Raw genomic sequence first — 21,609 nt, 5'->3', positions numbered from 1 at the left:
AAAGCTTAGTACTACTTTAAAAATTAATATTAGACGCCATTAATTGTCGTACAAAATGCTTTCATTTGTATACCAATAGTAATCTTTATAACTATGACTACGATTTTAGTAGCAATTGTATTCTTCGTTTTAGGAGGTGTAATTGCTTATTTATTCACTAAGAGTAAATTATCTTCTGAACAAATTTCTAATCAAATTCGATTTGAAGAATTAGATAAATTAAATGCTGTTTTACGCACCGAATTAACGGAGGCAAAAGACAATGCAAATGAATTACAATTTGAATGGTTCAAAGAAAAAGAGCGAAACACAGAATTAAATACAAAATACCAAGAAGTTTTAAAATCTGCTGACGAACAAAAAAGATTTTTAGCTGAAACGAATGAGCGTTTAAAAGAACAATTTGAAGCCTTATCTTCCAAAGTTCTTCAAAGTAACAATCAACAATTTTTAGATTTAGCCAAAACAGCATTGGATAATCATATCAATGAATCGAAAAATGATTTAGAAAAACGTCAGCAAGCAATTGATTCTATCGTAAAACCATTAAGCGAAAGTTTATCTAAGTTTGATGGTAAAATTCAAGAAATTGAAAAAGCACGAGAAGGTGCATATTCAGAAATTAAAGTTTTTCTTGATGCGATGAAAGGAACTACAGATAAATTGCAGAAAGAAACGAATACGTTAGTTTCTGCACTTAAAACATCTCATACAAGAGGAAAATATGGTGAAATTGGTTTAAAACGTGTCGTCGAATTCGCTGGTATGTCTTCTTTTTGTGATTTTGAAGAACAAACTTCAGTACAAAGTGAAGGTGGACTGCTTCGTCCAGATTTAATTGTAAATCTTCCAGGCGGAAGAAAAGTTATCATTGATTCTAAAGTTCCATTAAATCAATACATGCAAGCTTTCGAAACCGAAGATGAAGATGTGCGTAAACATCATTTAATCAATCACACTAAAGCGGTAAGAGAACATTTAAAAAACTTAAGCTCAAAAGCATATTGGAATCAATACAACGATGCGCCAGATTATGTTGTAATGTATTTACAAATAGAAAGTTCTTTTGGTTCTGCCTTAGAATTGGACCGAACTTTGATTGAAGATGCATTAAATAATAGAATTATTATAGCAACTCCAACTACGCTTATCACAATGCTTAGAACGATTGCATTTAGCTGGCAACAAATTCATGTTGCTGATAATATTTATCAAATGCGCGATGCAGGAATTGAATTATATAATCGTGTAAACGTTCTAATACAGCATTTTTCGAGTGTTGGACATAATTTAAATCAAGCAACACAAAGCTATAATAAGGCTATTGGATCATTAGAAAGCCGCTTTATTCCACAAGTTAAAAAGCTGAAAGAAATTGGCGGAACATTAATGGAAAAAGAAATTAACGAAACTAAACCTATAGACACTATGATTCGTGCAATAAATCAGTCGGAATATCAATAATCCTCCTATATTTGCACAATCTTTTATTAAGAATGAGAAATATTTTACTTTTTGTAAATGCTATGCTTTGTTCAACACTTTTTGGACAGATAGATTACGAAAATAACACCGTGCAAGTTAAGCCTAATTGGGAGCTTAAAAAGATTTATCAATACGAGTTTGCTGACCAGAATATATCTATTTCTGTCAATGATACAGTTATGAATGTTGTTAACCATTCGAAAAAATCATTGAACATTTTAGATAAAAATAATTTTGCGTATAAACTTGAGTTAATAAACGGTAAAAATACTTCTAACGATCCAGACGAATTTTATAGAGATTTCATCAATAATTCGAGCGGAATTAAATATCAATTCACTACAAATTTATCTGGCGAATTTTTAGAATTATTAAATATTGGTGACATTCGTAAAAGCTTTTTAAAAGTTACTAAAGATTTAGCTGACATAAAGCGTAAACCGAAAGAATATAAAGATAACATTGCAGAATTAGAAAATATGATTAATTCTGATAGTTATATTCCATATGTATTCGAACAAGAAATTCAGGTTCTAAATTTCTTTAATGGATATTACCTAAAATTGGGTGAAGAGTATATTGGTAAAACGGTACAAGACAATATTTTTGGTTTCCCTATTTCATCAACAACAACAACTTACTTAAAAGAAATTGATAAAAAGAATGAAACATTTACAGTTATTTCTGATCAAAATTTAAGTAAAGATGATTTTGAAAAATTATGGGAAGAAATGGCTTATTACATGTTAAATGACAAAAATTTAAAATTAAGTCAAGATCAAATTAAAAAAGAAATTAAAAAATATTCTGAAACCGTTGAATTAAAAGTTGGATACGTTTCTAAATACGATAAAAATTCAATCTTATTAGAATCAGATTATCGTTTTATTATGAATATTGGTTCTAAAAAAACAATTAATCATCTAAATATTAAGCGTACGAATTAATTCTATTTTCTCTCATTTATCCAATAATTAGAATATTATTTTAATTATTTCCTTATTTTTGGTCAGAAATTTAATTTCAAATAAATGAAAAACATTTTCACATATCTATTAATCTTTTTTGCTATTCCATTCACTTTCGGACAAATAATCGAAGGAGATTCTATAGTAAATCCAAAAATATTTTGGAATGTGGATGATGTTAATAATTACGTTTTTAAAACAAAAGAAACTAAAAAAACTGCCGAAACTTTTCAAGAAGAAGAAATTTCATACAACGTAAAAATTGATGTTTTAGATATTTACGGAGATGAAATTACCATTTTATGGACGTATGAAAATGTGAAATTTGATTCGAATAAATTCATAAATAATCCCTTGTTTTTAATTGATAAAGTCACAGTAAAATATATTATCGATGCACAAGGTCGTTTTTTAAGATTCGAAAATATTGAACAAACAATTGAAGATTATTTAAAATCTGCCGAAAAGGTAAAAAATGAATATATCCATCAACCTGAAACGCTTACGAAAGTTCAGGATTTAATCAATGCGTATTCAACACAAGAAAATATTACACGTATTTTCGAAAAAGATATTCGTCAATTTCATTTATTTTTTGGAAAAGGAGAATTTAATACCAAAGGAAATACGATTGAATATAATTCGTACATGGATAATTTATTTAGTGCTTCTCCTACTCCTGCAAAAACAACTATTAAATTAAATGAAATCGCATTTACTGGAACTAATTATACAATGAATGCGCTGCAAATGGCGGACAAAGAATGGTTGGCTAATTCTTGGTTTAATTATTTGAAACAATTATCTGAAGAATTAGAAACTGAAAAACCTGATGAAAACCATCTAAATGACGAAATTATCTATAACGTAAATACAACTTCGCGTATAAAAGATAATGGTTGGCTTTCTTATAGCACTGAGATTAAAACAGTAAACTTCCAGGATACTAATTACACTTTAGAAAGGAGAATTGAATTGGATTAATCCAACATCATATAAAACCCTTATTTTATCATATATTTTAGAGATAATTTACTTCGGAAATTTGAATAAAATTTCTTAATTTTGCAATCTATTTTAAAAAAATCATAACAATCATGCAATTGTCTGAACAAGAAATTATTCGTAGAGAAAAATTACAGCAATTAAGAGATTTAGGTATTGAGCCTTATCCTGCTGAAGAATTTGTAATAACTTCTAATTCGAAAGAAATAAAGGAAAAGTACGAAGAAGGTAAGGTTGTGAAGCTTGCAGGTCGTATGATGAGCGTGCGTGTAATGGGTAAAGCTTCTTTTGCTGAATTACAAGACACTGAAGGTAGAATCCAAATCTACGTTTCTCGTGAAGATATCTCTTCTACGGAAGAAGCTGTAGAATACAACACTGTTTTCAAAAAATTATTAGATATTGGAGATTTCATTGGTATTGAAGGATATTTATTCAAGACTAAAGTTGGTGAAATTTCTATCCACGTAACGAAATTAACTGTATTAGCTAAAACATTACGTCCTTTACCAATCGTTAAAACAGACGACGAAGGTAAAGTTTATGATGCTTTCGTAGATCCAGAATTACGTTACCGTATGCGCTATGTAGATTTAGTTGTTAACCCTCAGGTAAAAGAAATTTTTATCAAGAGAACTAAATTATTTAACGCAATGCGTAACTTCTTTAACGACCGTGGTTACATGGAAGTTGAAACACCAGTTTTACAGTCTATTCCTGGTGGTGCTGCAGCACGTCCATTTATTACGCATCATAACGCACTAGATATTCCTTTATACTTACGTATCGCAAACGAATTATACTTAAAAAGATTAATCGTTGGTGGTTTTGAAGGTGTTTACGAATTCTCTAAAAACTTCCGTAATGAAGGAATGGACCGTACACACAATCCAGAATTTACAGCAATGGAAATTTATGTAGCCTACAAAGACTACAACTGGATGATGGATTTTACAGAGCAATTATTAGAGCACTGTGCAATTGCAGTAAACGGAACATCTGAAGCTACTTTTGGTGAACACAAAATTAACTTTAAAGCACCTTACAAACGCGTTACAATGCGTCAATCGATCATTGATTTCACTGGTTTCGATATCGAAGGAAAAACTGAAGCAGAATTATTTGAAGCTGCTAAAGGTATGGGAATCGACGTGAACGAAACAATGGGTGTTGGAAAATTAATTGATGAAATCTTTGGTGAAAAATGTGAAGGAAACTATATCCAACCTACTTTCATTACAGATTATCCAAAAGAAATGTCTCCTTTAACTAAAGAACACCGTGATAATCCAAACTTAACAGAGCGTTTTGAATTAATGGTTTGTGGTAAGGAAATTGCTAACTCTTACTCTGAGTTAAATGATCCTATCGATCAACGTGAGCGTTTTGAAGAACAATTAAAATTATCTGCAAAAGGTGATGATGAAGCTGGAGAATTTATCGATGAAGATTTCTTAAGAGCTTTAGAATTCGGTATGCCTCCAACAGGTGGTTTAGGAATTGGAATGGACCGTTTAATTATGTATTTAACTAACAATCCATCAATTCAAGAAGTATTATTCTTCCCTCAAATGCGTCCAGAGAAGGCTGCTCCTTCTTATGAATTAACTGAAGAAGAAACTGCTATCATTGCATTATTAAAAGCGAATAACAATATCGAGTTAGCTGATTTAAAAACTCAATCTGCTTTAAGTGGTAAGAAATGGGATAAGTCAATGAAAAACTTAGCAAAATATAACTTAACTAAAGTAAATGTAAACGGTGATTCTAAAACTGTTGAATATTTAGGAGAGTAATTAAAATACAACCCTTTCATCTATTAAGATGATACTTCAGAGGCTATTTCTTTAAAGAAATAGCTTCTTTTTTTATAAAAAAAGTCCAAACCTATTACAAAGTTTGGACTCTCTCCTTTTCTTATCTATTTCTAAATCAACAAAAGGTACATCTTGTTACACTAAAAATTTTTCGACTCAATTTTATACTGCATTTATCTCTTATCATTAACTGATATCTTAAAAAATCTCGACTCTATTATCCTGATTTTGTTCTAAAACTTTTCCATCAATCGCTATCGTATCTACTTCTATTATTGAATATGTAGCTTTTGATTCTTTGTACTTACAACTAATAAGAGTAAGAAATACGAGATAGATAAATAATCTTCTCATCTTAATCAATATTTTGATTCTTTAATACAAAATATATACCAAGGTGTTTATTTTATATCAGCTTTTTTGTTAAAAGAATAGATCAAATAAAATAAAAATGGAAGTATAAAAATGCTCCCTAATAATAACGCCCATCCCAAAACTTCAATCGTTTTTTCTGAATGATTTAAATCCAATAATGAATAAGTTGAACCATCTTTAAACAAAATAAGATGTGGGAAATGAGAATATGAAACAGCAAATAAAATCATTAAAACAATAAAACCAGCAATGATTCTACTTAATATATCTTGATGTTTGTTTAATGAAAAAATTAAAGCTACAATTGATAAAGTAGCTAAACCAACAGCTACATAGCCTTTCCAATCAGAATAAATCCATTGCATCAATGGAATTCCCTTCCAAAACGAAACCAAAAATACAAATCCACCAGTTATAAAAATTGCTATTGAATATCGTTTTGCAGTATTTCGTAAAGTTTGTTTGTCTTTCTCATCATCAATTGAATGAATAGAATAGACAGAAGCTAAAAATCCACAAATAGAAACAGTGAAAATTCCGACAGACACATTAAACCATGTTAACCAAGAGTAGACATAAGCAGAAAGAAAATCTGTTGCCGTATTATCTATTGATCCCGAAACTGTAGAAGCTGCAATGATCCCTAAAAATAAAGGTGTAATTAAACTCGAAATTGTAAAAATAACAGCATATAATTTGTGCCATTCGTCCTTAATTACATCATAATTACGAAATGTAAATGATGTTCCACGCGCGATTATTCCTAATAACATAATCACTAATGGTATATGTAAATAGTTTGATAAATCTGCATAAATCTTAGGAAAACCTACAAACAATATCACAATTGAAATAATCAACCACATATGATTTGCTTCCCAAATTGGACCAATCGAATTGTACATAATTCGTTGTGTTTTTTCCTTAAAATCCTTTGTTGAGAATAATTCTACAATTCCAGCACCAAAATCTGCTCCTCCAAATATGACATACATTCCTAATGCAGTCCATAAAAATGCGATAACAACGTAAATCATAGTTAATGTTTTTCAGGATTATAATTAGGATCGTTTGGATCGTATAATTTAGCAACCATCTGAATTTGTCTGTTCATCAAAAACACTAAAATAATAGATAATGAAACAAAAACTGCAGTAAAAATATAAAACGAATATTGTATTCCTGGCATTGGCGTAACTGCATCTACAGTTCGCATAATACCATATATTATCCATGGCTGACGACCAACTTCTGTTACTGTCCAACCGGCTTCTAAAGCAATGTATCCGAATGGAGTGGCAATCATAAATAGTTTATACATCCAACGTGTATTCAACCATTCTTTTTTGAAGAATTTAGCGAATAAATAAATCACTGCTATTCCCATCATCAACATTCCGAAAGTTATCATTATCTGAAATGCATAATGCGTAATTGCCACTGGTGGCCATTCATCTTTCGGAAATTCATTTAATCCTTTTACTGGAGTTTCAAAATCGGAATGCACCAAGAAACTTAATACCCCTGGTAGTTTAATAGCATAGTTAATTTCTTCGTTTGCCTCATCAACTAATCCTCCTAATACAAAAGGAGCACTTGCTTCTGTGTGAAAATGAGCTTCCATCGCAGCCAATTTAATAGGTTGTCTTTCCGCTACATCTTTTGCAGAAATATCTCCACTTAATGGAGCTAATAAAGCCGCAATAACAGCCATAGTTGCACTAATTTTAAAAGCTTCTTGATGAAAAACAACATTTTTACCTTTTAAAATTAAATAAGCATGTAAACCAGCAACAGCAAAACCAGTCGCACAAAAAGCCGCAATTGTCATGTGTAATGCCTGTGAAAACCAAGCTTCATTAAACATCGCTTTTATCGGATCTATATTTAAATATTCTCCATTTATGAATTCAAAACCAGTTGGAGAATTCATCCAAGCATTAGCAGCAACCACTAAAATTCCAGATGAAAGTCCACTAATCCCTACGATTACACCACAAATCCAATGAAACCATTTATTAAATCTGTTCCAACCGTAAAGAAAGAAACCTAAAGCTATCGCTTCAATAAAAAAAGCTGTTCCTTCCAACGAAAAAGGCATTCCGAAAATAGGTCCTGCGTGTTCCATAAATTTAGGAAAAAGTAAACCTAACTCAAATGAAAGCATAGTTCCAGAAACGGCTCCTGTTGCAAATAAAATTGCAACTCCCTTACTCCATGCTTTAGTAAGTCCTTTATAAATTTCTTTTTTAGTTTTTAAGTACTTATAATGAGCAATTGCCATCATAAAAGGCATAACCATTCCGACACAAGAAAATACTATGTGAAAGGCTAAAGATAATGCCATCTGACTTCGTGCAGCGATAAAATCATCCATTAGAAAATGTTTTTTTTTATGTTTTGTTTGTGTTGCTTAAAGTTAGAAATAAAAAAGGCATCTCGAATAACGAAATGCCTTTTTAATAATATGATATTGCTTATTATTTTTTTGCCGGAACTAACCATTTAAATTCTGGTCCTTCTTCTGGAATTACAATACGTTGTGAAATTCGTTCCATACGCTCTGGGAATTTCATGATGTAATCACGCGCTTTTTCAGCTTCGTCATTCAATCCTGTAATTTTGTCTAATTCCCAAATCGTAATCAATTTCTTCATGATATCTACATAATCTTGAGCTGTGTAAACACCTAAACGTTGTGCAGCATCAGAGAAAGGTTCAAATAAATTACCTTTTTCTTGACCTCCTTCACGTAAGAAGTGAGCTGGCATCACAATTTTTAGTTTAAACATGTACTGAACTGCCTTCATCATCTCTGATGGATCAACTTCAAAAATACGTCTAACAAATTCTGAATAAGCTAAGTGGTGACGCATTTCATCTCCTGCAATAATTTTACACATACGAGATAATTTTTTCGCACCGTAATCTTTTGCAATTCTCGATACATTGTTGTGAGAAATGTAAGTTGCTAACTCTTGGAAACTTGTGTAAACAAAATTTCTATATGGATCATGAGATGTTCCAATATCAAAACCATCGTTAATTAAATGTTGCGTTGAAATTTCAACTTCACGCATATTTATACGACCAGATAAGTATAAAAATTTATTTAATACATCTCCGTGGCGATTCTCTTCACCTGTCCAATGTCTAATCCATTTTGCCCATCCATTTTCTAGATATTTTCCTTCCTCGTCCACAATTCCTTCCATTTGCAATAACCAAGATTCGTAAGTTGGTAATGCTTCTTCTGTAATTGTATCACCGATTAATGTTACCCAAAAATCGTCTGGTAAGTCTTTTGATAATTCTTGTAATTCTTTAATCTCTTCAAAAAATGAATCTGATTGAGAATTAGGTAAAAAATCTGTTGGTTGCCAAATTTTTTCAACTGGAACTAAAAATTTCTCCATGAAAGAATCAACATCCTTTTCAAGAAGCTGCATTACTTCCAATCTAACGTTGTGTATTGACATAATATTTTCTTAATAAATTATTTTAGATTTTACTACTTGTTCTGTTTTTTCAAAAAGTTCATCAAATTTATAATCACTCACTTTAATTGGATCGTGATATTCAATTGTTACTTTCGAACCTAAATTTAAAGGAAATTTTCCCCATTTAGTAATTTGCCAAGTATTATTTAATGTTACAGGCACAACATATGCATTTTTAGCATACTTCGCTAATACCTTTAACCCACTTTCTTTAAAGTCTTTCGGAGTACCGTCTTTACTTCTTGTTCCTTCTGGAAAGATAATTGCAGAATAATTATTTTCTTGAATATAAATCGCTAATTTTTTAATTGCATCAATGGCTTGTTTACCATTTTTACGATCTATTAACGCAGAACCTCCTTTTTGTAAGTTGTATGAAACACTTGGAATTCCTTTCCCTAATTCAATCTTAGAAATGAATTTTGGATTAAATTCAGATAAATCATACTCTAAAGGAGATACATCATACATACTCTGATGATTGGCTACAAAGATAATAGGAACACCTTTAGGAATTTTTTCTTTCCCAGAATATTTATAAGTTGTGAATAAAACTTTTGTAGAAGCTACCAATAACCCATTCAATACTTTAACAGACTGATGATGTGCTTGATAACCACCTAAATTATACGCTAACCATTGTGCTACATGCATCACTAAAAGCGTTAATCCATACAATACATAAAATATGATTGATAATGGAATAGCAATTATTTTTTTCAATCGTTGATTTTTTACAAAGTTAATTAAAATAAAATCTTTACAAGGAATGATTAATAGAAGGATTTACTAATTTTTATTCAAAATCAATAATTCTTCTTGATTTTCATTCAAGAATACAATTTGTTTATTCGATCTATTTTTAACAAGTATGGTTTCTTTCAAAATTTGGTCTAAATCCATCCCTTGAAATTCACAAGTTTTTTGTGTTGATGTGATATTTGAAAATGAAATAGCAGGCTCAAAACGATTATAATTTGCTGATACAACCTGACAACCATTAGACAAGACTATTTTATTTAATTCTTCTTCAAAATAAACTTTCACATTCATATTAGTCTCTTTCCATTTCCCAGCCAATATCACTTTAGTATCAACTGGAGTTGTTGGATATATAGGATATGTTGTTGTACTACAACTCGTAACAATAGTTATTAAAACAATAACTAAACTTAAAATTCTCATGGTTTAATTTTATGATAAACTATAAAGCGAATGTAGGAATTCTATCTTTAAATATTATCACTTATTTTTGCAGAAACTCTTTTACTATGGCAAATACAAGAAAAGCTGAAGTTTTTACTGATACAAATGGAAATAAAAAAGTAAAACTTGAACGTAAACCTACTTTTTACAAAATATATGATTTGATAAAAAAAGATTGGTTTGTGGAAGATGGTTTGTACGAATTAGATTTTTTTGAAACGCCAAGCGTAGAAATGGAATTAGAAAAACCTGTAATTAACTACAAGCAATTAAGCGAGAAAGGTCGTAAGGTATTAAAATAAAAAACATCCTAATTAGGGTGTTTTTTTAATACTTATAAGAAATATGCTTTTTACCATCAATTAAGAATTCGTCCTTCTTTAAGATATCTTTTACTTTAGATACAATAGTTTTATCATCTAAACTTCTATCCATAACAATATCCTGAATCTCTTTCACATCCTTAATATAATCTAATAATTTATAAAGTTCTAAAGATTCATTTGACTTTAAATATTTGACTCTATTTATATTATCGACAATTTTAGATTCTAAAATATAATCATTCTCAATTATAATATTTTCATCACTAAATTCTTTAAAAAAGCATTTCAATAAATCTTTAGTAATTCCCTTTAATAGGAAAATAATAGACTCGATTTCTATTATATTATCAATATAAAATTCAATTAAATACTTAAACGACCTACTAAAATTATAATCTATATCTGAATGAGCCAAAAATTTATTTCTAAAATCACATAACTTAGCAATAAAATCTTTAAATAAAATCAGCTCATCATATTTTGATTTAAAATTTTCATAATAAAGATTATTTTGCAATAATGGACTCCTTCTTAAACTAACTAATTCATTAAATATTTTAAAAACACTTGAATCTTCTTTTAAATACAAAATCTTATAAAGGTTAATAATATTCTTTTGGGCATGAATAATCAAATGATTCGATAAAACATTTAGATATTTATTATTAATATTATATCCATTAATAATTTCAAAATTGTTATCTAAATACAATTCATTCGAAGCCTTTATGAATTCGTTTAATTCTACAATTTCATTAATTATATAATTAAATCTTTGAATTCGCTTTTTTAAATTTACTTTTCTTTCAATTGTCATTTTATATTATTGTAAATCCAATATAAAACAAAAAACCCACACTTTTTCAAGTGTGGGTTAATTAAAGATCAGTGATCCAGTCAGGATTCGAACCTGAGACCTACTGCTTAGAAGGCAGTTGCTCTATCCAGCTGAGCTACTGGACCGATCCAAAAACTTTCTATTACTAGAAATTTTGTCGGGGTGGCAGGATTCGAACCTGCGACCTCCTGCTCCCAAAGCAGGCGCGATGACCGGGCTACGCTACACCCCGAGGTGTAATTCAAAATTCAAAAAAAGCGGAGAGACAGGGACTCGAACCCTGGCATCGGTTTCCCGATGACAGATTAGCAATCTGCTCCATTACCGCTCTGGCACCTCTCCTAAACTCTTTCGAATTATGCTTTTTATCTACTTTAGATCAGTGATCCAGTCAGGATTCGAACCTGAGACCTACTGCTTAGAAGGCAGTTGCTCTATCCAGCTGAGCTACTGGACCAATCCAAAATTTTATTTCTAAAAATTCGTCGGGGTGGCAGGATTCGAACCTGCGACCTCCTGCTCCCAAAGCAGGCGCGATGACCGGGCTACGCTACACCCCGAATTTTAAGGTAGATAAAAAAGTTTAATATTTTAATGAACTACTGCGGAGAGACAGGGACTCGAACCCTGGCATCGGTTTCCCGATGACAGATTAGCAATCTGCTCCATTACCGCTCTGGCACCTCTCCTAACTTAGCTTTTGATAACTATCGTTACTTGTTCTAAGCGGTTGCAAATATAGAACGTGTTTTCAGTTTACGCAAGTCTTTTTGAAAATATTTTTAAAAAAAATAGCTTAATTTTGTCCCTAGAAAAGCCAAATTACAAGTAAAGAAATGAATGTTAAAGGATTAGTGATTTTAGGAATTTTATCAATTTTTTCACTTTCTAGCTGCGGAAGTTCAAAAAACATACCACAAAAGGTCATAACAAAAATTATTCGCGATACAGTTATCGTAAATTCTAAGACCGATCAATATGAAATGACACGCGCAGCAAAGTTGGAAGATTATAAAATTAGTACAGCAAATTATCCTGCCGTTGGGCAAGATGATCGAGTTAGATTTTTAGTTTTACATTATACTGCATTAAATAATGAGAAATCGATGCAGGTATTAACACAACAAGAAGTAAGTTCTCATTATTTAGTAAATGATATCGACGACAATGAAATTCATTTATTAGTTGACGAAACTAAAAGAGCCTGGCATGCCGGAGCAAGTAAATGGAAAAATTTAGATAATCTGAATTTTACATCAATCGGGATTGAAATCGTAAACTCAGGTTATACAACTAATGGTGGTGTTATTACACATTACCCATATCCAGAATACCAATTCAAGAAAATTGGAAGTTTAACGAAAGATATTGTCAATCGTTACAAAATATTACCAATTAATGTAATAGCACATTCTGATATAGCTCCAGGACGTAAACACGATCCAGGACCATTATTTCCGTGGAAACGTTTATATGATGAATATGGAGTTGGTGCTTGGTATGAAGAAGCAGACAAACAAAGCTTCATAACTACTGCTCCTTTTATATTTGATGGAGAAGTTGTAATTAAAGAATTCCAAAAAGAATTAAAAAAATATGGTTATGATATAACTGAAACTGGAATTTGGGACGATAAAACAAAGAAAACAACACAAGCATTCCAATATCACTTTAATCCTAAAAAGTATGATGGTACTTTGGATGTAGAAACTTGGGCTATTATTAAAGCTTTAAACAAAAAATATAATCCGTAAATTTGAGGCTCCTATTCGTAGGAGCTTTTTTTATATATACAATTTTTTATAAAAATGTCGAGCTATATCTTTATTAAGAATTTTTATCTTGAAGAAATACAAAATATTACTCAAGAATACTTTAACGCCAATTACGACCAAGATTCTACACTTTCAGCAGATATCTTAATGAAAAACTCGCGAACATATTTTGTTCAGTTTAATGAAGAGCTCGCTCCAGAAGAATTGCTAGATTGGGTAAATACAATCAATCAAAACAAACCTACAAACGACAGAATCATAACTATAGAAGGTTATCAAACAATTAATAAGATAGATTATAAATTCTATTTTATTAATGAAGATATCTACGCAGTTAATTCAAACCAAGAAACGTTTAAAATTGAAGATTTGGAAGATTTAGTACCGACAACTTCTTCTACTCTAACTTTTACAAAAACTGAAATTCCGAATAAAAACATACATCCTATGGTCACGATTAATTATTTCGTACCAAAGAAAAAATGGTGGAAATTCTGGTAACACTAAAAACTCTATAAAAATGAAAAAATTGTTTATTCTTTCCTTATTTACGCTGCAAACTGGTTTTCTGTTTGCCCAAGTTAAAACTGGAAATTATTCAAACGACGAATTCAATTTAAAATTAAACTTAACTGAAAACAATTTTTTCCACTTTCAGAATCTAAATGGTTTGATTAAAGAATATGTTCGTGGTGAATGGAAATCAGAAGAAAATCAATTAATTTTAATTGAAACTGCACACAGCGAAAAATCTGAAAATAAACACAGTAATCGTAAAGCACCAAAATTTGATTATACCACAGCCAAACGAAAAACAATTTATACAATTGATGGCAATAAATTAATCTTTGTCAATCAAGAAATAGAACCAAAACATGCCGAATTTCAGAATCAATTATTCGGTAATTTTACATCAGATAAATAAAAATAAATCAATATGAAATTAAAAAGCTTAACTCCTATTATTTGGACAAAAGATATACAAACAACTACAACTTTTTATAAAAAATTAGGTTTTAAAATCATCGAAGAAAACGAAGATTTAGTATGGACTTGTATGCAAAATGGAGACATCGAAATCAATATCGCTAATCCTGAAGCTAATCCAGATTTTAAACAACCTCAATTCACTGGAACGTTCTATTTTAATGTAGAAAATGCAGATGAAGCTTGGGAAGATTTAAAACACAACAAAGTGGTTTACGAAATAGAAACGTTTGATTGGGGAATGCGCGAATTTGCGATTGAAGATAACAATGGATACATTTTACAATTCGGTGAAGCGATTGAATTTGATTACGGAGACGAAGATTAACCTTAAAAAAATAATTATGAAGAACCTACTTACTACTATTACATTTACTTTAATTACAAGTGTTATTGTTAACGCTCAATCTGACCAAAAATCTTTAGAAATCATCAATAAATCTATTGATGCTATTGGTGGTAAAAAGAAGCTAGAAAATGTAAAAACGCTTTACACTGAAATGCAAATCAATAACGATCCTGTATTTTATATCACAAAAGAGAAAGCACCAAATAAAGGTTCTTTAGAGGTAAAAGTGAATGGAAATTCAGTTTTTGGTTATCGTTTTGACGGTGAAAAAGGATTTGAGAAACAAAATGGACAAATCAAACAAATGCCTGATGAAGAAATTACTGATAAAAAGAATAGAAAATACATTTTTAATGAACTAGCATATATTGATCCTACAATTTGGACTTTTAACTACGTTGGTGAGGTTGATTTAAACAATTCTAAAGCTCACAAATTAAAAGGTGAAAACAAAAACGGAACGATAGAATATATTTATTTTGACTCTAACAACTTCAGAAAAGTAAAATCTGAAAACATCGTAATGAATGATGAAAATAACTTATCAACCTTTGAGTATTTAGATTATAGAACTTTAGATGGATTAATTGTTAATTACAAATTAATTCATACAGATCCCAAAAAAGTTATAACAACAATGACTTTTACAAAACAAGAAATTAACAAAGGCATAACTGATAAAGATTTTATTTACTAAAATTCATTCAAACAAAATACTAATCGTAATCTTTCTTAAATTTGGAAAGATTACGATTTTTTTATGCAAAAAAAATACACATACGACGAACGGTTCGAAAATATAGATTTTACTCTAAAAGAATTTCCTTTAGGCGATTACGAACAATGCCATTTCATCAACTGCAATTTTAATGGAGTTGATATTAGCAATTGTAATTTTAGCGATTGTATCTTTAAAGGATGTAATCTAAGTGTAGCTAAAATTAATAAAACTATTCTGCAAAATGTAGAATTTAACGCTTGTAAAATGATTGGTTTCAATTTAGAAACCTGTAATTCTTTTGCTTTAAAAGTAAAGTTTATAAATTGCATTTTAAACGAATCTTCATTTTACCAAAGTCCTCTTTCTAAAACATATTTCAAAAGTTGTATCATGCATAATATTGATTTGTCTTTTGCTGATTTATCTAATTCTTTTTTGGAAAATTGTGACTTGAAAGACTCTATATTTGATCAAACTATTCTTGAAAAAGCAAATCTTACAACTGCATATAATTTCAATATAAATCCAACTGAAAATAAAGTAATAAATGCTTCATTTTCCAAAGAAAATTTACATGGTTTATTAAATCAATTCAAGATTAAAATCCAATAACTTTATTGTTCATAACTCTTTTTAATTTAACGTTTTTCATCATTTCAAAAACGATTATAAAAACTTAAATTGCCCGTCTATGCCCTATTTTAGCGACTTTTAGCTAAGATTTTAATAATTAATCAATTATATGTTAGACGGTTCAAAAATTTCATCCATTTTACAGCGATCTCCAAGTGTAGATTTGCTAAAAATGCGAAATAGAGAATTGATTTTAGTCTTTTTGGCTGATCAATTTGCAGAGAAACATCGCATTTTATCTTCCGAGATTATTCACTCTCGTTTAACAGATTATTTGGAATATCGTCAAGTAGAAAATGACGAGGATATTGACATACAAGTATTCGATTCATACGAATTGAAAGCTAAAAAATACATTACAGATTGGACTAATCGTGGATTCTTATCAAATTTTCAGACCGAAAATGGAGAAGTTTTTTACGAATTATCTTCTCATACAAGTAAAACATTGGACTGGGTTACTTCCTTGGACAAAGACGAATATGTAGGAACTGAATCTAAATTTAAAACGATTGTTACACAGTTAAAAGAATTAGTTGAATATTCGAACGATAACAAAGAACAACGTTTAGAAATTTTAGAAAATCGGAAAAAAGAAATCGAACAAGAAATGATGCACCTACGTTTAGGTGAATCCTTGAAAGTTTACGAAGATTACGAAATTGTGCCGCGTGTCAATCAAATTACACAAGCCGCGAAAGAGTTACTTTCTGATTTTAAAGAAGTAGAAGATAATTTCAAAATTATAACGAAAGAAATCTACCAAAAACATAACGAAGGTAATCTTACCAAAGCCGAAATTTTAGATTATACATTCAATTCCTTAGATTCTTTGAAAGAAAGTTCTCAAGGTAAAAGTTTTTATGCCTTTTGGAATTTCTTATTGAATCCTTCCTTACAGCACGAATGGGATCATTTAACGCAAGAATTATATGCAACGCTTTCTCATAAAGAGATTGAGATACAAGATGCTTATCTAAAAAACATGAAAAAGCATTTGCATGCTGCGGGACAAAAAGTATATAAAGCCAATGATAAAATGGCTGATAAACTGAGTAAAGTGATTCGAGAAACGCAAGTTTCTAATGCAAAGGCAACGAAGAAAACGATTCAAGAAATCAAAAAATCATTGATTAAAATTAGTCAGCAAAAAGAGACTCCAGATATTTCTTTAATTGTGGATGATGGAATCAATATTCATTTACCTTTTGACCGTAAATTAACGTTAGAACAAACTCAGGAAATCATTTACGATTCAACTCCAAAATTAGCTGAATCTGATATTTCAAAATCAGAGCATTTAGAAAAAATATTCAATAAATATGCAATTGATAAACAAGTTATTCGTGACCGAATTAATTTGCAATTAGAATTGCATCAAACTATAAATCTGAATCAAATTATTGAAAATTCAGGTGGTTTACAAAAAGGATTACCAGAACTTTTTGCTTTTATCGCTTTAAGTAATGAATATAAGCATGAAAAAAATGATGAAGCTTTACAAGATATCATTTTCAATACATCAGAAAATAAATCAATACAAATTCCAACGATTACCTTAAAGCATGAGTAATTTAGAACAACATATTAAACCCTATTCTAAGGCTATTGTAAAATTACTAAAACAGCCTATTGAAAGTAATCAATCACTTTGGCAAGAAATCATCAATTACCAAGTTGAAATTCAAAATTATTTGAATATGATTGGTTTAGAATTGGTCGTAAAAAAAGATGAAGGATTTGCTTATTTACGCGAATTAGAAGATCGTGAAGGAAATACTTTAGGTCTTGTTTCTAAACGTAAAATTGGTTTTGAAGCATCTATTATTTTAGTCGTTTTACGCCAAAGTTTAGAAGAATTTGATCAAAATCCTACTCAATTTGATGTAAGTGAGAAATTTATCACTTTCCAAGAAATCAAAGAAGAAGTTGAATTATTCCTACCAGAAACTTACAATAAAGTTAAACTTTTAAAAGATTTAGATCTTAATATACGCCGTATTGTAGATTTAGGTTATTTGAAAGAAATCGATAAAAATGAGTTTGAAACTAAATATCAAATTCATCGTATCATCAAAGAAAAAGTGTCGTTAGACCAATTACAAGAATTTAAAAACAAATTAGAAACCTATGTTGAATCTATTTAGTACAACGTCCGAAGAATCTGGATATCGTCTGCAATACATGGAAGTTTTCAATTGGGGAACTTTCACAGATCGTATTTTTCGCATTCAACCAAAAGGTAATAATTCGTTATTAACGGGAGCAAATGCATCTGGAAAAAGTACTTTTATTGATGCTCTTTTAACCTTGTTGGTACCAGCAAAAAAAGATCGTTTTTACAATCAATCTTCGGGAGTTGATAAAAAAGGTGACCGTACAGAAGAAACGTATGTTCTTGGGAATTACGCACACATTCAGCGTGATGGCGATTTAGGCACAATGACAAAATCGTTACGTGATAAAAATACATTTTCGATAATTTTAGCTCATTTCGATAATAAAGATGGTAAAAAAATCACCATTTTTCAGGTGCGATGGTTTTCTGGAGATGAACTGAAAAGAACATTCGGAATTGCGCATGTTCCGTTGACAATTGAAGCCGATTTTTCTCATTTTGATCAAAAAGGAAACTGGAAGAAGACTTTAGATCAAAAATACAATTCAAATTCGACGAAAAAGAAAATTGAATTAATGGATGGTCCGATTGCTTATGCAGATCGAATGAGTGATATTTTTGGTATGAAATCTTCTCGATCTTTAACTCTTTTTAATCAAGTTGTTGGAGTAAAAGTGTTAGAAGATTTAGACGAATTTATTCGTACTAACATGTTGGAAGAATGGAATGCAGAAGCTGAATTTCTTCAACTGAAAGAAAGTTTCAATACATTAATGGAAGCTAAAATAAATATTGAAAAGGTAAAAGACCAAATTAAATATTTAGAGCCAATTAACGATAACGCAACTAAAATTCAGGATTTAAACGAAAAATTAGCAACTGTTACGCATTCAAAAGAAACTGCAGTATATTGGTTTGCGCAAAAAGGTTTGAGTTTAGCGAATACTGAATTAGAAAAAACGAATGTTAAGTTTAATGAATTCCAGGCTGAATTAGAAAAACTGAAAGAAAAAGAAGCTACTTTAAAAAATCAGGAAACTAATTTAACAGTTCAAATCAAATCGGATGATGTTGGTAAACAAATTGAACAGATTAAAATAGACTTAGTTCAATTAGAAAAGTCTAAACAATCGATTGAGGAGAAACGTACAGCTTATAATAATTTCATTCAGATTTTAGGTTTAATTGAAAATCCTTCGATAGAAGAATTCAATCAAAATAATCAACAAATAGAAGAAATTAGACAAGAAAACAGTCTAAAAATTGATGTTTTACATGAAGATTTACGTTTAATTAAAAATCAAGCGGATCAGATTAAATCTGAAATTAATGAAGCACAAACTAAAATAGATTTCTTAGCGCAACATCAAAATAACATTACAGGAACAATTGCTTTGATTCGTGATGAGATTGTTACTTTAACGAAAGCTACACAAGCTGAAATTCCGTTTGTTGCTGAATTAATTAAAATCAAAAATCCAATTTGGGAAAATGCAATTGAACAACATTTAAATCAATTTGCACATCAAATTATTGTTCCTGAAAAATATTTAACAGAAGTTAGAAACTATATTCAATCGAACGATTTAGAAGCCTTTATACAAATTTTAGCATACAATGGATTTACGTCGATGGAAGGATTAAAACCAACTGTTGAAGAAAATCATTTAATGAATCAAATCGAATTTAAAACTGAAAGTATTTACGCTAAATGGATCAAAGAATCTATTGAAACTGAATTTAATTTTGTTTGTGCTGAAGAAATTCAAGATCGAAAAAATACACTTTTAACAGACGGAACTTTAATTTTAGAAAACGGAAATATTCAAAAAGATGGCCGTACAGCATCTAAACGTAAAGAACATTTTGTTTTAGGTTGGGAAAATACGTCTAAAGTTCAAGCGATTTATCAAGAATTAAAAGATTTTGAATCAGATTTAGAATCAAATGAGATTCAAAATAAAGAAATTCTGAAGCAGATTCAATTCATTGAACAAATCAAAGAAACAATTTCTAAGGTTAAAAACACTTATCCTTCTTTTGCTATAATTGACACAAAAGATATTGTTGAAGAAATTGCACAAAAGCAAAATTTGATTGATGTTTTAAATTCAGGATCAAACCGAACTGAAGGATTACAACAAGAGTTAGAAAAAACGCAAGAAGCGTTGAAACAACTAACTGAAAAAGATATACATAACTTGAACCGTGAAACGTTCAAGATTGAAACACAAATTCAGCAAATTCTTAAAGAAATTAAACGTAATGAAGAAATTATTCAAACATTAGAGGTTGTTTCTGTTGAAGAATTTGAGCAAAAACACAAAGAACTTTTAACGGTTGATTATTTCTCAGTTAAAATTAAGCAAGCTGAATTTCAAAAAGATTTAGAAACTCAGATAAAAAGTTTTGAATATTCGAAGCGATTAGCTGAGGATAAAATCAAACAAAAAATCAACGAGTTTAAAAATCCAAAAGAAGATATCCTTTTAAAATATAAAGATTGGCGATCTGATGCTTCTGCTCTACCCGATTCTGCACATTTGGAATTAGTTTCTGAATATCAAGATTTTTACCAACGTTTAAACGAAGATAATTTACCGCGTTTCGAAACTAAATTTGAGTCTTATTTACAAGAAACGATTATAAATAAGATTGGTGATTTTAGAATGTTTTTTGAAAATTGGTCGGAAAATATTCAAGAAAATATCACTTTATTAAACGAATCGTTGGCTGAAATTGATTACAATACAAAAGAATACACAACATATATTCAGTTGATTGCAAATTCGCATTATGTTGCCGAAATTCAAGATTTTAAAACATTACTTAATCGTGCAATTTCAACTGGTAATGATACTATCATGTTATTCGAAGAAAAACGTGATCATTTCAATGAACATATTGCACCTTTAATCAAAAAATTGAATAAAGAAGATTGGCGATCTAAAGTGATGGATGTTCGTTATTGGTTTAATTATAAAGCTGAGGAATTCCGTCGTGATACAAAAGAAAAAGTAAAAACCTATGAACATATGGGGGCACTTTCTGGAGGTGAAAAAGCACAATTGACATACACAATTTTAGGTTCTGCTATTGCTTATCAATTTGGATTGATGCGAAAAGATAAAGCCAATACATTCCGTTTTATTGCCATTGATGAAGCTTTTAAAGCACAAGATGAGGATAAAGCAAAATATCTTTTACGTTTATGTGATCAATTGAACTTACAATTATTGGTTGTTACGCCCGCGGATAATATTCATATTGTTGAAGATCATATTTCGTTTGTCCATTATGTAGAACGAAAAGAAGAAAAATATTCTTGGTTATACGACATGCCTATTACGCAATATAAATCACAAAAAGAATTGCTAGAATTATCAATTTAAATATATGAAAAGCCGAAGTTTACACTTCGGCTTTTTTATTATTAAGTATTTAAGTATTAGTTAAACAAAAAGGATTATTTTTACAAAACTCAACAATACTTATAAAACAGACT

The 21,609-nt window shown here is 29.9% G+C and carries 21 protein-coding genes and 6 tRNA genes; 14 read left to right on the top strand and 13 right to left on the bottom strand.

The features are described from left to right. Window positions 1-93: 93 nt before the first annotated feature. From rmuC to lysS, 4 genes are all read left to right on the top strand, one after another. Window positions 94-1,464, top strand: a complete 1,371-nt coding sequence (gene rmuC / locus EAH69_RS05310) for a DNA recombination protein RmuC (RefSeq protein WP_121934141.1) — start codon at window positions 94-96, stop codon at window positions 1,462-1,464. A gap of 32 nt (window positions 1,465-1,496) precedes the next feature. Further along, window positions 1,497-2,432: a hypothetical protein gene (locus EAH69_RS05305; RefSeq protein ID WP_121934140.1), complete on the top strand. Its 936-nt coding sequence runs from the start codon at window positions 1,497-1,499 to the stop codon at window positions 2,430-2,432. An 84-nt stretch (window positions 2,433-2,516) separates the two neighbouring features. Continuing rightward, window positions 2,517-3,437 carry a hypothetical protein gene (locus tag EAH69_RS05300; RefSeq protein ID WP_121934139.1) on the top strand — a complete coding sequence of 307 codons (921 nt, stop codon included), beginning with the start codon at window positions 2,517-2,519 and terminating at the stop codon, window positions 3,435-3,437. A 113-nt stretch (window positions 3,438-3,550) separates the two neighbouring features. Continuing rightward, a complete protein-coding gene (gene lysS, locus EAH69_RS05295; RefSeq protein WP_121934138.1) occupies window positions 3,551-5,254 on the top strand; it encodes a lysine--tRNA ligase in 1,704 nt (567 codons plus the stop codon). 219 nt (window positions 5,255-5,473) lie between these two features. Here lysS and EAH69_RS13920 read toward each other — a convergent pair whose 3' ends face one another. From EAH69_RS13920 to EAH69_RS05270, 6 genes are all read right to left on the bottom strand, one after another. Continuing rightward, entirely contained in the window at window positions 5,474-5,629 is a 156-nt protein-coding gene (locus EAH69_RS13920; protein ID WP_230466713.1) for a hypothetical protein, read from the bottom strand. 47 nt (window positions 5,630-5,676) lie between these two features. Beyond that, window positions 5,677-6,687, bottom strand: coding sequence for a cytochrome d ubiquinol oxidase subunit II (locus tag EAH69_RS05290; RefSeq protein WP_121934137.1), 1,011 nt, complete (start codon window positions 6,685-6,687; stop codon window positions 5,677-5,679). A gap of 2 nt (window positions 6,688-6,689) precedes the next feature. After that, entirely contained in the window at window positions 6,690-8,027 is a 1,338-nt protein-coding gene (locus EAH69_RS05285; protein ID WP_121934136.1) for a cytochrome ubiquinol oxidase subunit I, read from the bottom strand. 103 nt (window positions 8,028-8,130) lie between these two features. Next, on the bottom strand, window positions 8,131-9,129 hold the full coding sequence (locus tag EAH69_RS05280) for an acyl-ACP desaturase (RefSeq protein WP_121934135.1): 999 nt from the start codon (window positions 9,127-9,129) through the stop codon (window positions 8,131-8,133). Between the two features lie 9 nt (window positions 9,130-9,138). Continuing rightward, window positions 9,139-9,873, bottom strand: coding sequence for a lysophospholipid acyltransferase family protein (locus EAH69_RS05275; protein WP_121934134.1), 735 nt, complete (start codon window positions 9,871-9,873; stop codon window positions 9,139-9,141). Window positions 9,874-9,939: 66 nt separating this feature from the next. Continuing rightward, window positions 9,940-10,335: an META domain-containing protein gene (locus EAH69_RS05270; protein WP_121934133.1), complete on the bottom strand. Its 396-nt coding sequence runs from the start codon at window positions 10,333-10,335 to the stop codon at window positions 9,940-9,942. An 86-nt stretch (window positions 10,336-10,421) separates the two neighbouring features. Here EAH69_RS05270 and EAH69_RS05265 point away from each other — a divergent pair, with 86 nt between their 5' ends. Further along, window positions 10,422-10,658 carry a hypothetical protein gene (locus tag EAH69_RS05265; protein WP_121934132.1) on the top strand — a complete coding sequence of 79 codons (237 nt, stop codon included), beginning with the start codon at window positions 10,422-10,424 and terminating at the stop codon, window positions 10,656-10,658. A 25-nt stretch (window positions 10,659-10,683) separates the two neighbouring features. Here the strand turns inward: EAH69_RS05265 and EAH69_RS05260 are convergent, their stop codons facing one another. The 7 genes from EAH69_RS05260 to EAH69_RS05230 form a co-directional block, all read right to left on the bottom strand. After that, on the bottom strand, window positions 10,684-11,394 hold the full coding sequence (locus EAH69_RS05260; RefSeq protein ID WP_147439094.1) for a hypothetical protein: 711 nt from the start codon (window positions 11,392-11,394) through the stop codon (window positions 10,684-10,686). Between the two features lie 177 nt (window positions 11,395-11,571). Then, window positions 11,572-11,645: transfer RNA gene (locus EAH69_RS05255), tRNA-Arg, on the bottom strand. Between the two features lie 32 nt (window positions 11,646-11,677). Then, a tRNA-Pro gene (locus tag EAH69_RS05250) sits at window positions 11,678-11,752 on the bottom strand. 26 nt (window positions 11,753-11,778) lie between these two features. Continuing rightward, window positions 11,779-11,862, bottom strand: a tRNA-Ser gene (locus EAH69_RS05245). A 41-nt stretch (window positions 11,863-11,903) separates the two neighbouring features. After that, a tRNA-Arg gene (locus EAH69_RS05240) sits at window positions 11,904-11,977 on the bottom strand. A 28-nt stretch (window positions 11,978-12,005) separates the two neighbouring features. After that, window positions 12,006-12,080, bottom strand: a tRNA-Pro gene (locus tag EAH69_RS05235). Between the two features lie 45 nt (window positions 12,081-12,125). Continuing rightward, a tRNA-Ser gene (locus EAH69_RS05230) sits at window positions 12,126-12,209 on the bottom strand. Window positions 12,210-12,356: 147 nt separating this feature from the next. On the opposite strand from EAH69_RS05230, the gene EAH69_RS05225 reads away from it, so the two are divergent. From EAH69_RS05225 to EAH69_RS05185, 9 genes are all read left to right on the top strand, one after another. Continuing rightward, window positions 12,357-13,274 carry an N-acetylmuramoyl-L-alanine amidase gene (locus tag EAH69_RS05225; RefSeq protein ID WP_121934130.1) on the top strand — a complete coding sequence of 306 codons (918 nt, stop codon included), beginning with the start codon at window positions 12,357-12,359 and terminating at the stop codon, window positions 13,272-13,274. A 54-nt stretch (window positions 13,275-13,328) separates the two neighbouring features. Next, a complete protein-coding gene (locus EAH69_RS05220) occupies window positions 13,329-13,796 on the top strand; it encodes a hypothetical protein (protein WP_121934129.1) in 468 nt (155 codons plus the stop codon). Window positions 13,797-13,815: 19 nt separating this feature from the next. Next, window positions 13,816-14,220, top strand: coding sequence for a hypothetical protein (locus EAH69_RS05215; RefSeq protein WP_121934128.1), 405 nt, complete (start codon window positions 13,816-13,818; stop codon window positions 14,218-14,220). Window positions 14,221-14,232: 12 nt separating this feature from the next. Then, complete coding sequence (locus EAH69_RS05210; RefSeq protein WP_121934127.1) at window positions 14,233-14,610, top strand: VOC family protein; 378 nt, start codon at window positions 14,233-14,235, stop codon at window positions 14,608-14,610. Between the two features lie 16 nt (window positions 14,611-14,626). Beyond that, complete coding sequence (locus EAH69_RS05205; protein WP_121934126.1) at window positions 14,627-15,328, top strand: hypothetical protein; 702 nt, start codon at window positions 14,627-14,629, stop codon at window positions 15,326-15,328. Between the two features lie 63 nt (window positions 15,329-15,391). Beyond that, window positions 15,392-15,964, top strand: a complete 573-nt coding sequence (locus EAH69_RS05200) for a pentapeptide repeat-containing protein (protein WP_121934125.1) — start codon at window positions 15,392-15,394, stop codon at window positions 15,962-15,964. A gap of 130 nt (window positions 15,965-16,094) precedes the next feature. Next, window positions 16,095-17,558 (top strand): DUF3375 domain-containing protein, encoded by a 1,464-nt coding sequence (locus EAH69_RS05195; protein WP_121934124.1) that lies wholly within the window; start codon window positions 16,095-16,097, stop codon window positions 17,556-17,558. Next, window positions 17,551-18,132, top strand: coding sequence for a DUF4194 domain-containing protein (locus EAH69_RS05190; protein WP_121934123.1), 582 nt, complete (start codon window positions 17,551-17,553; stop codon window positions 18,130-18,132). Before EAH69_RS05195 ends, EAH69_RS05190 begins: the two co-directional genes overlap by 8 nt. Continuing rightward, window positions 18,116-21,496 (top strand): ATP-binding protein, encoded by a 3,381-nt coding sequence (locus EAH69_RS05185; protein ID WP_121934122.1) that lies wholly within the window; start codon window positions 18,116-18,118, stop codon window positions 21,494-21,496. Before EAH69_RS05190 ends, EAH69_RS05185 begins: the two co-directional genes overlap by 17 nt. Window positions 21,497-21,609: the final 113 nt, after the last annotated feature.

It is taken from the genome of Faecalibacter macacae (assembly GCF_003687725.1).
Classification (GTDB): domain Bacteria; phylum Bacteroidota; class Bacteroidia; order Flavobacteriales; family Weeksellaceae; genus Empedobacter; species Empedobacter macacae.
The sequence above is the reverse complement of the archived record's forward strand: the minus strand, read 5'-3'. Positions and strand labels throughout refer to the sequence as shown.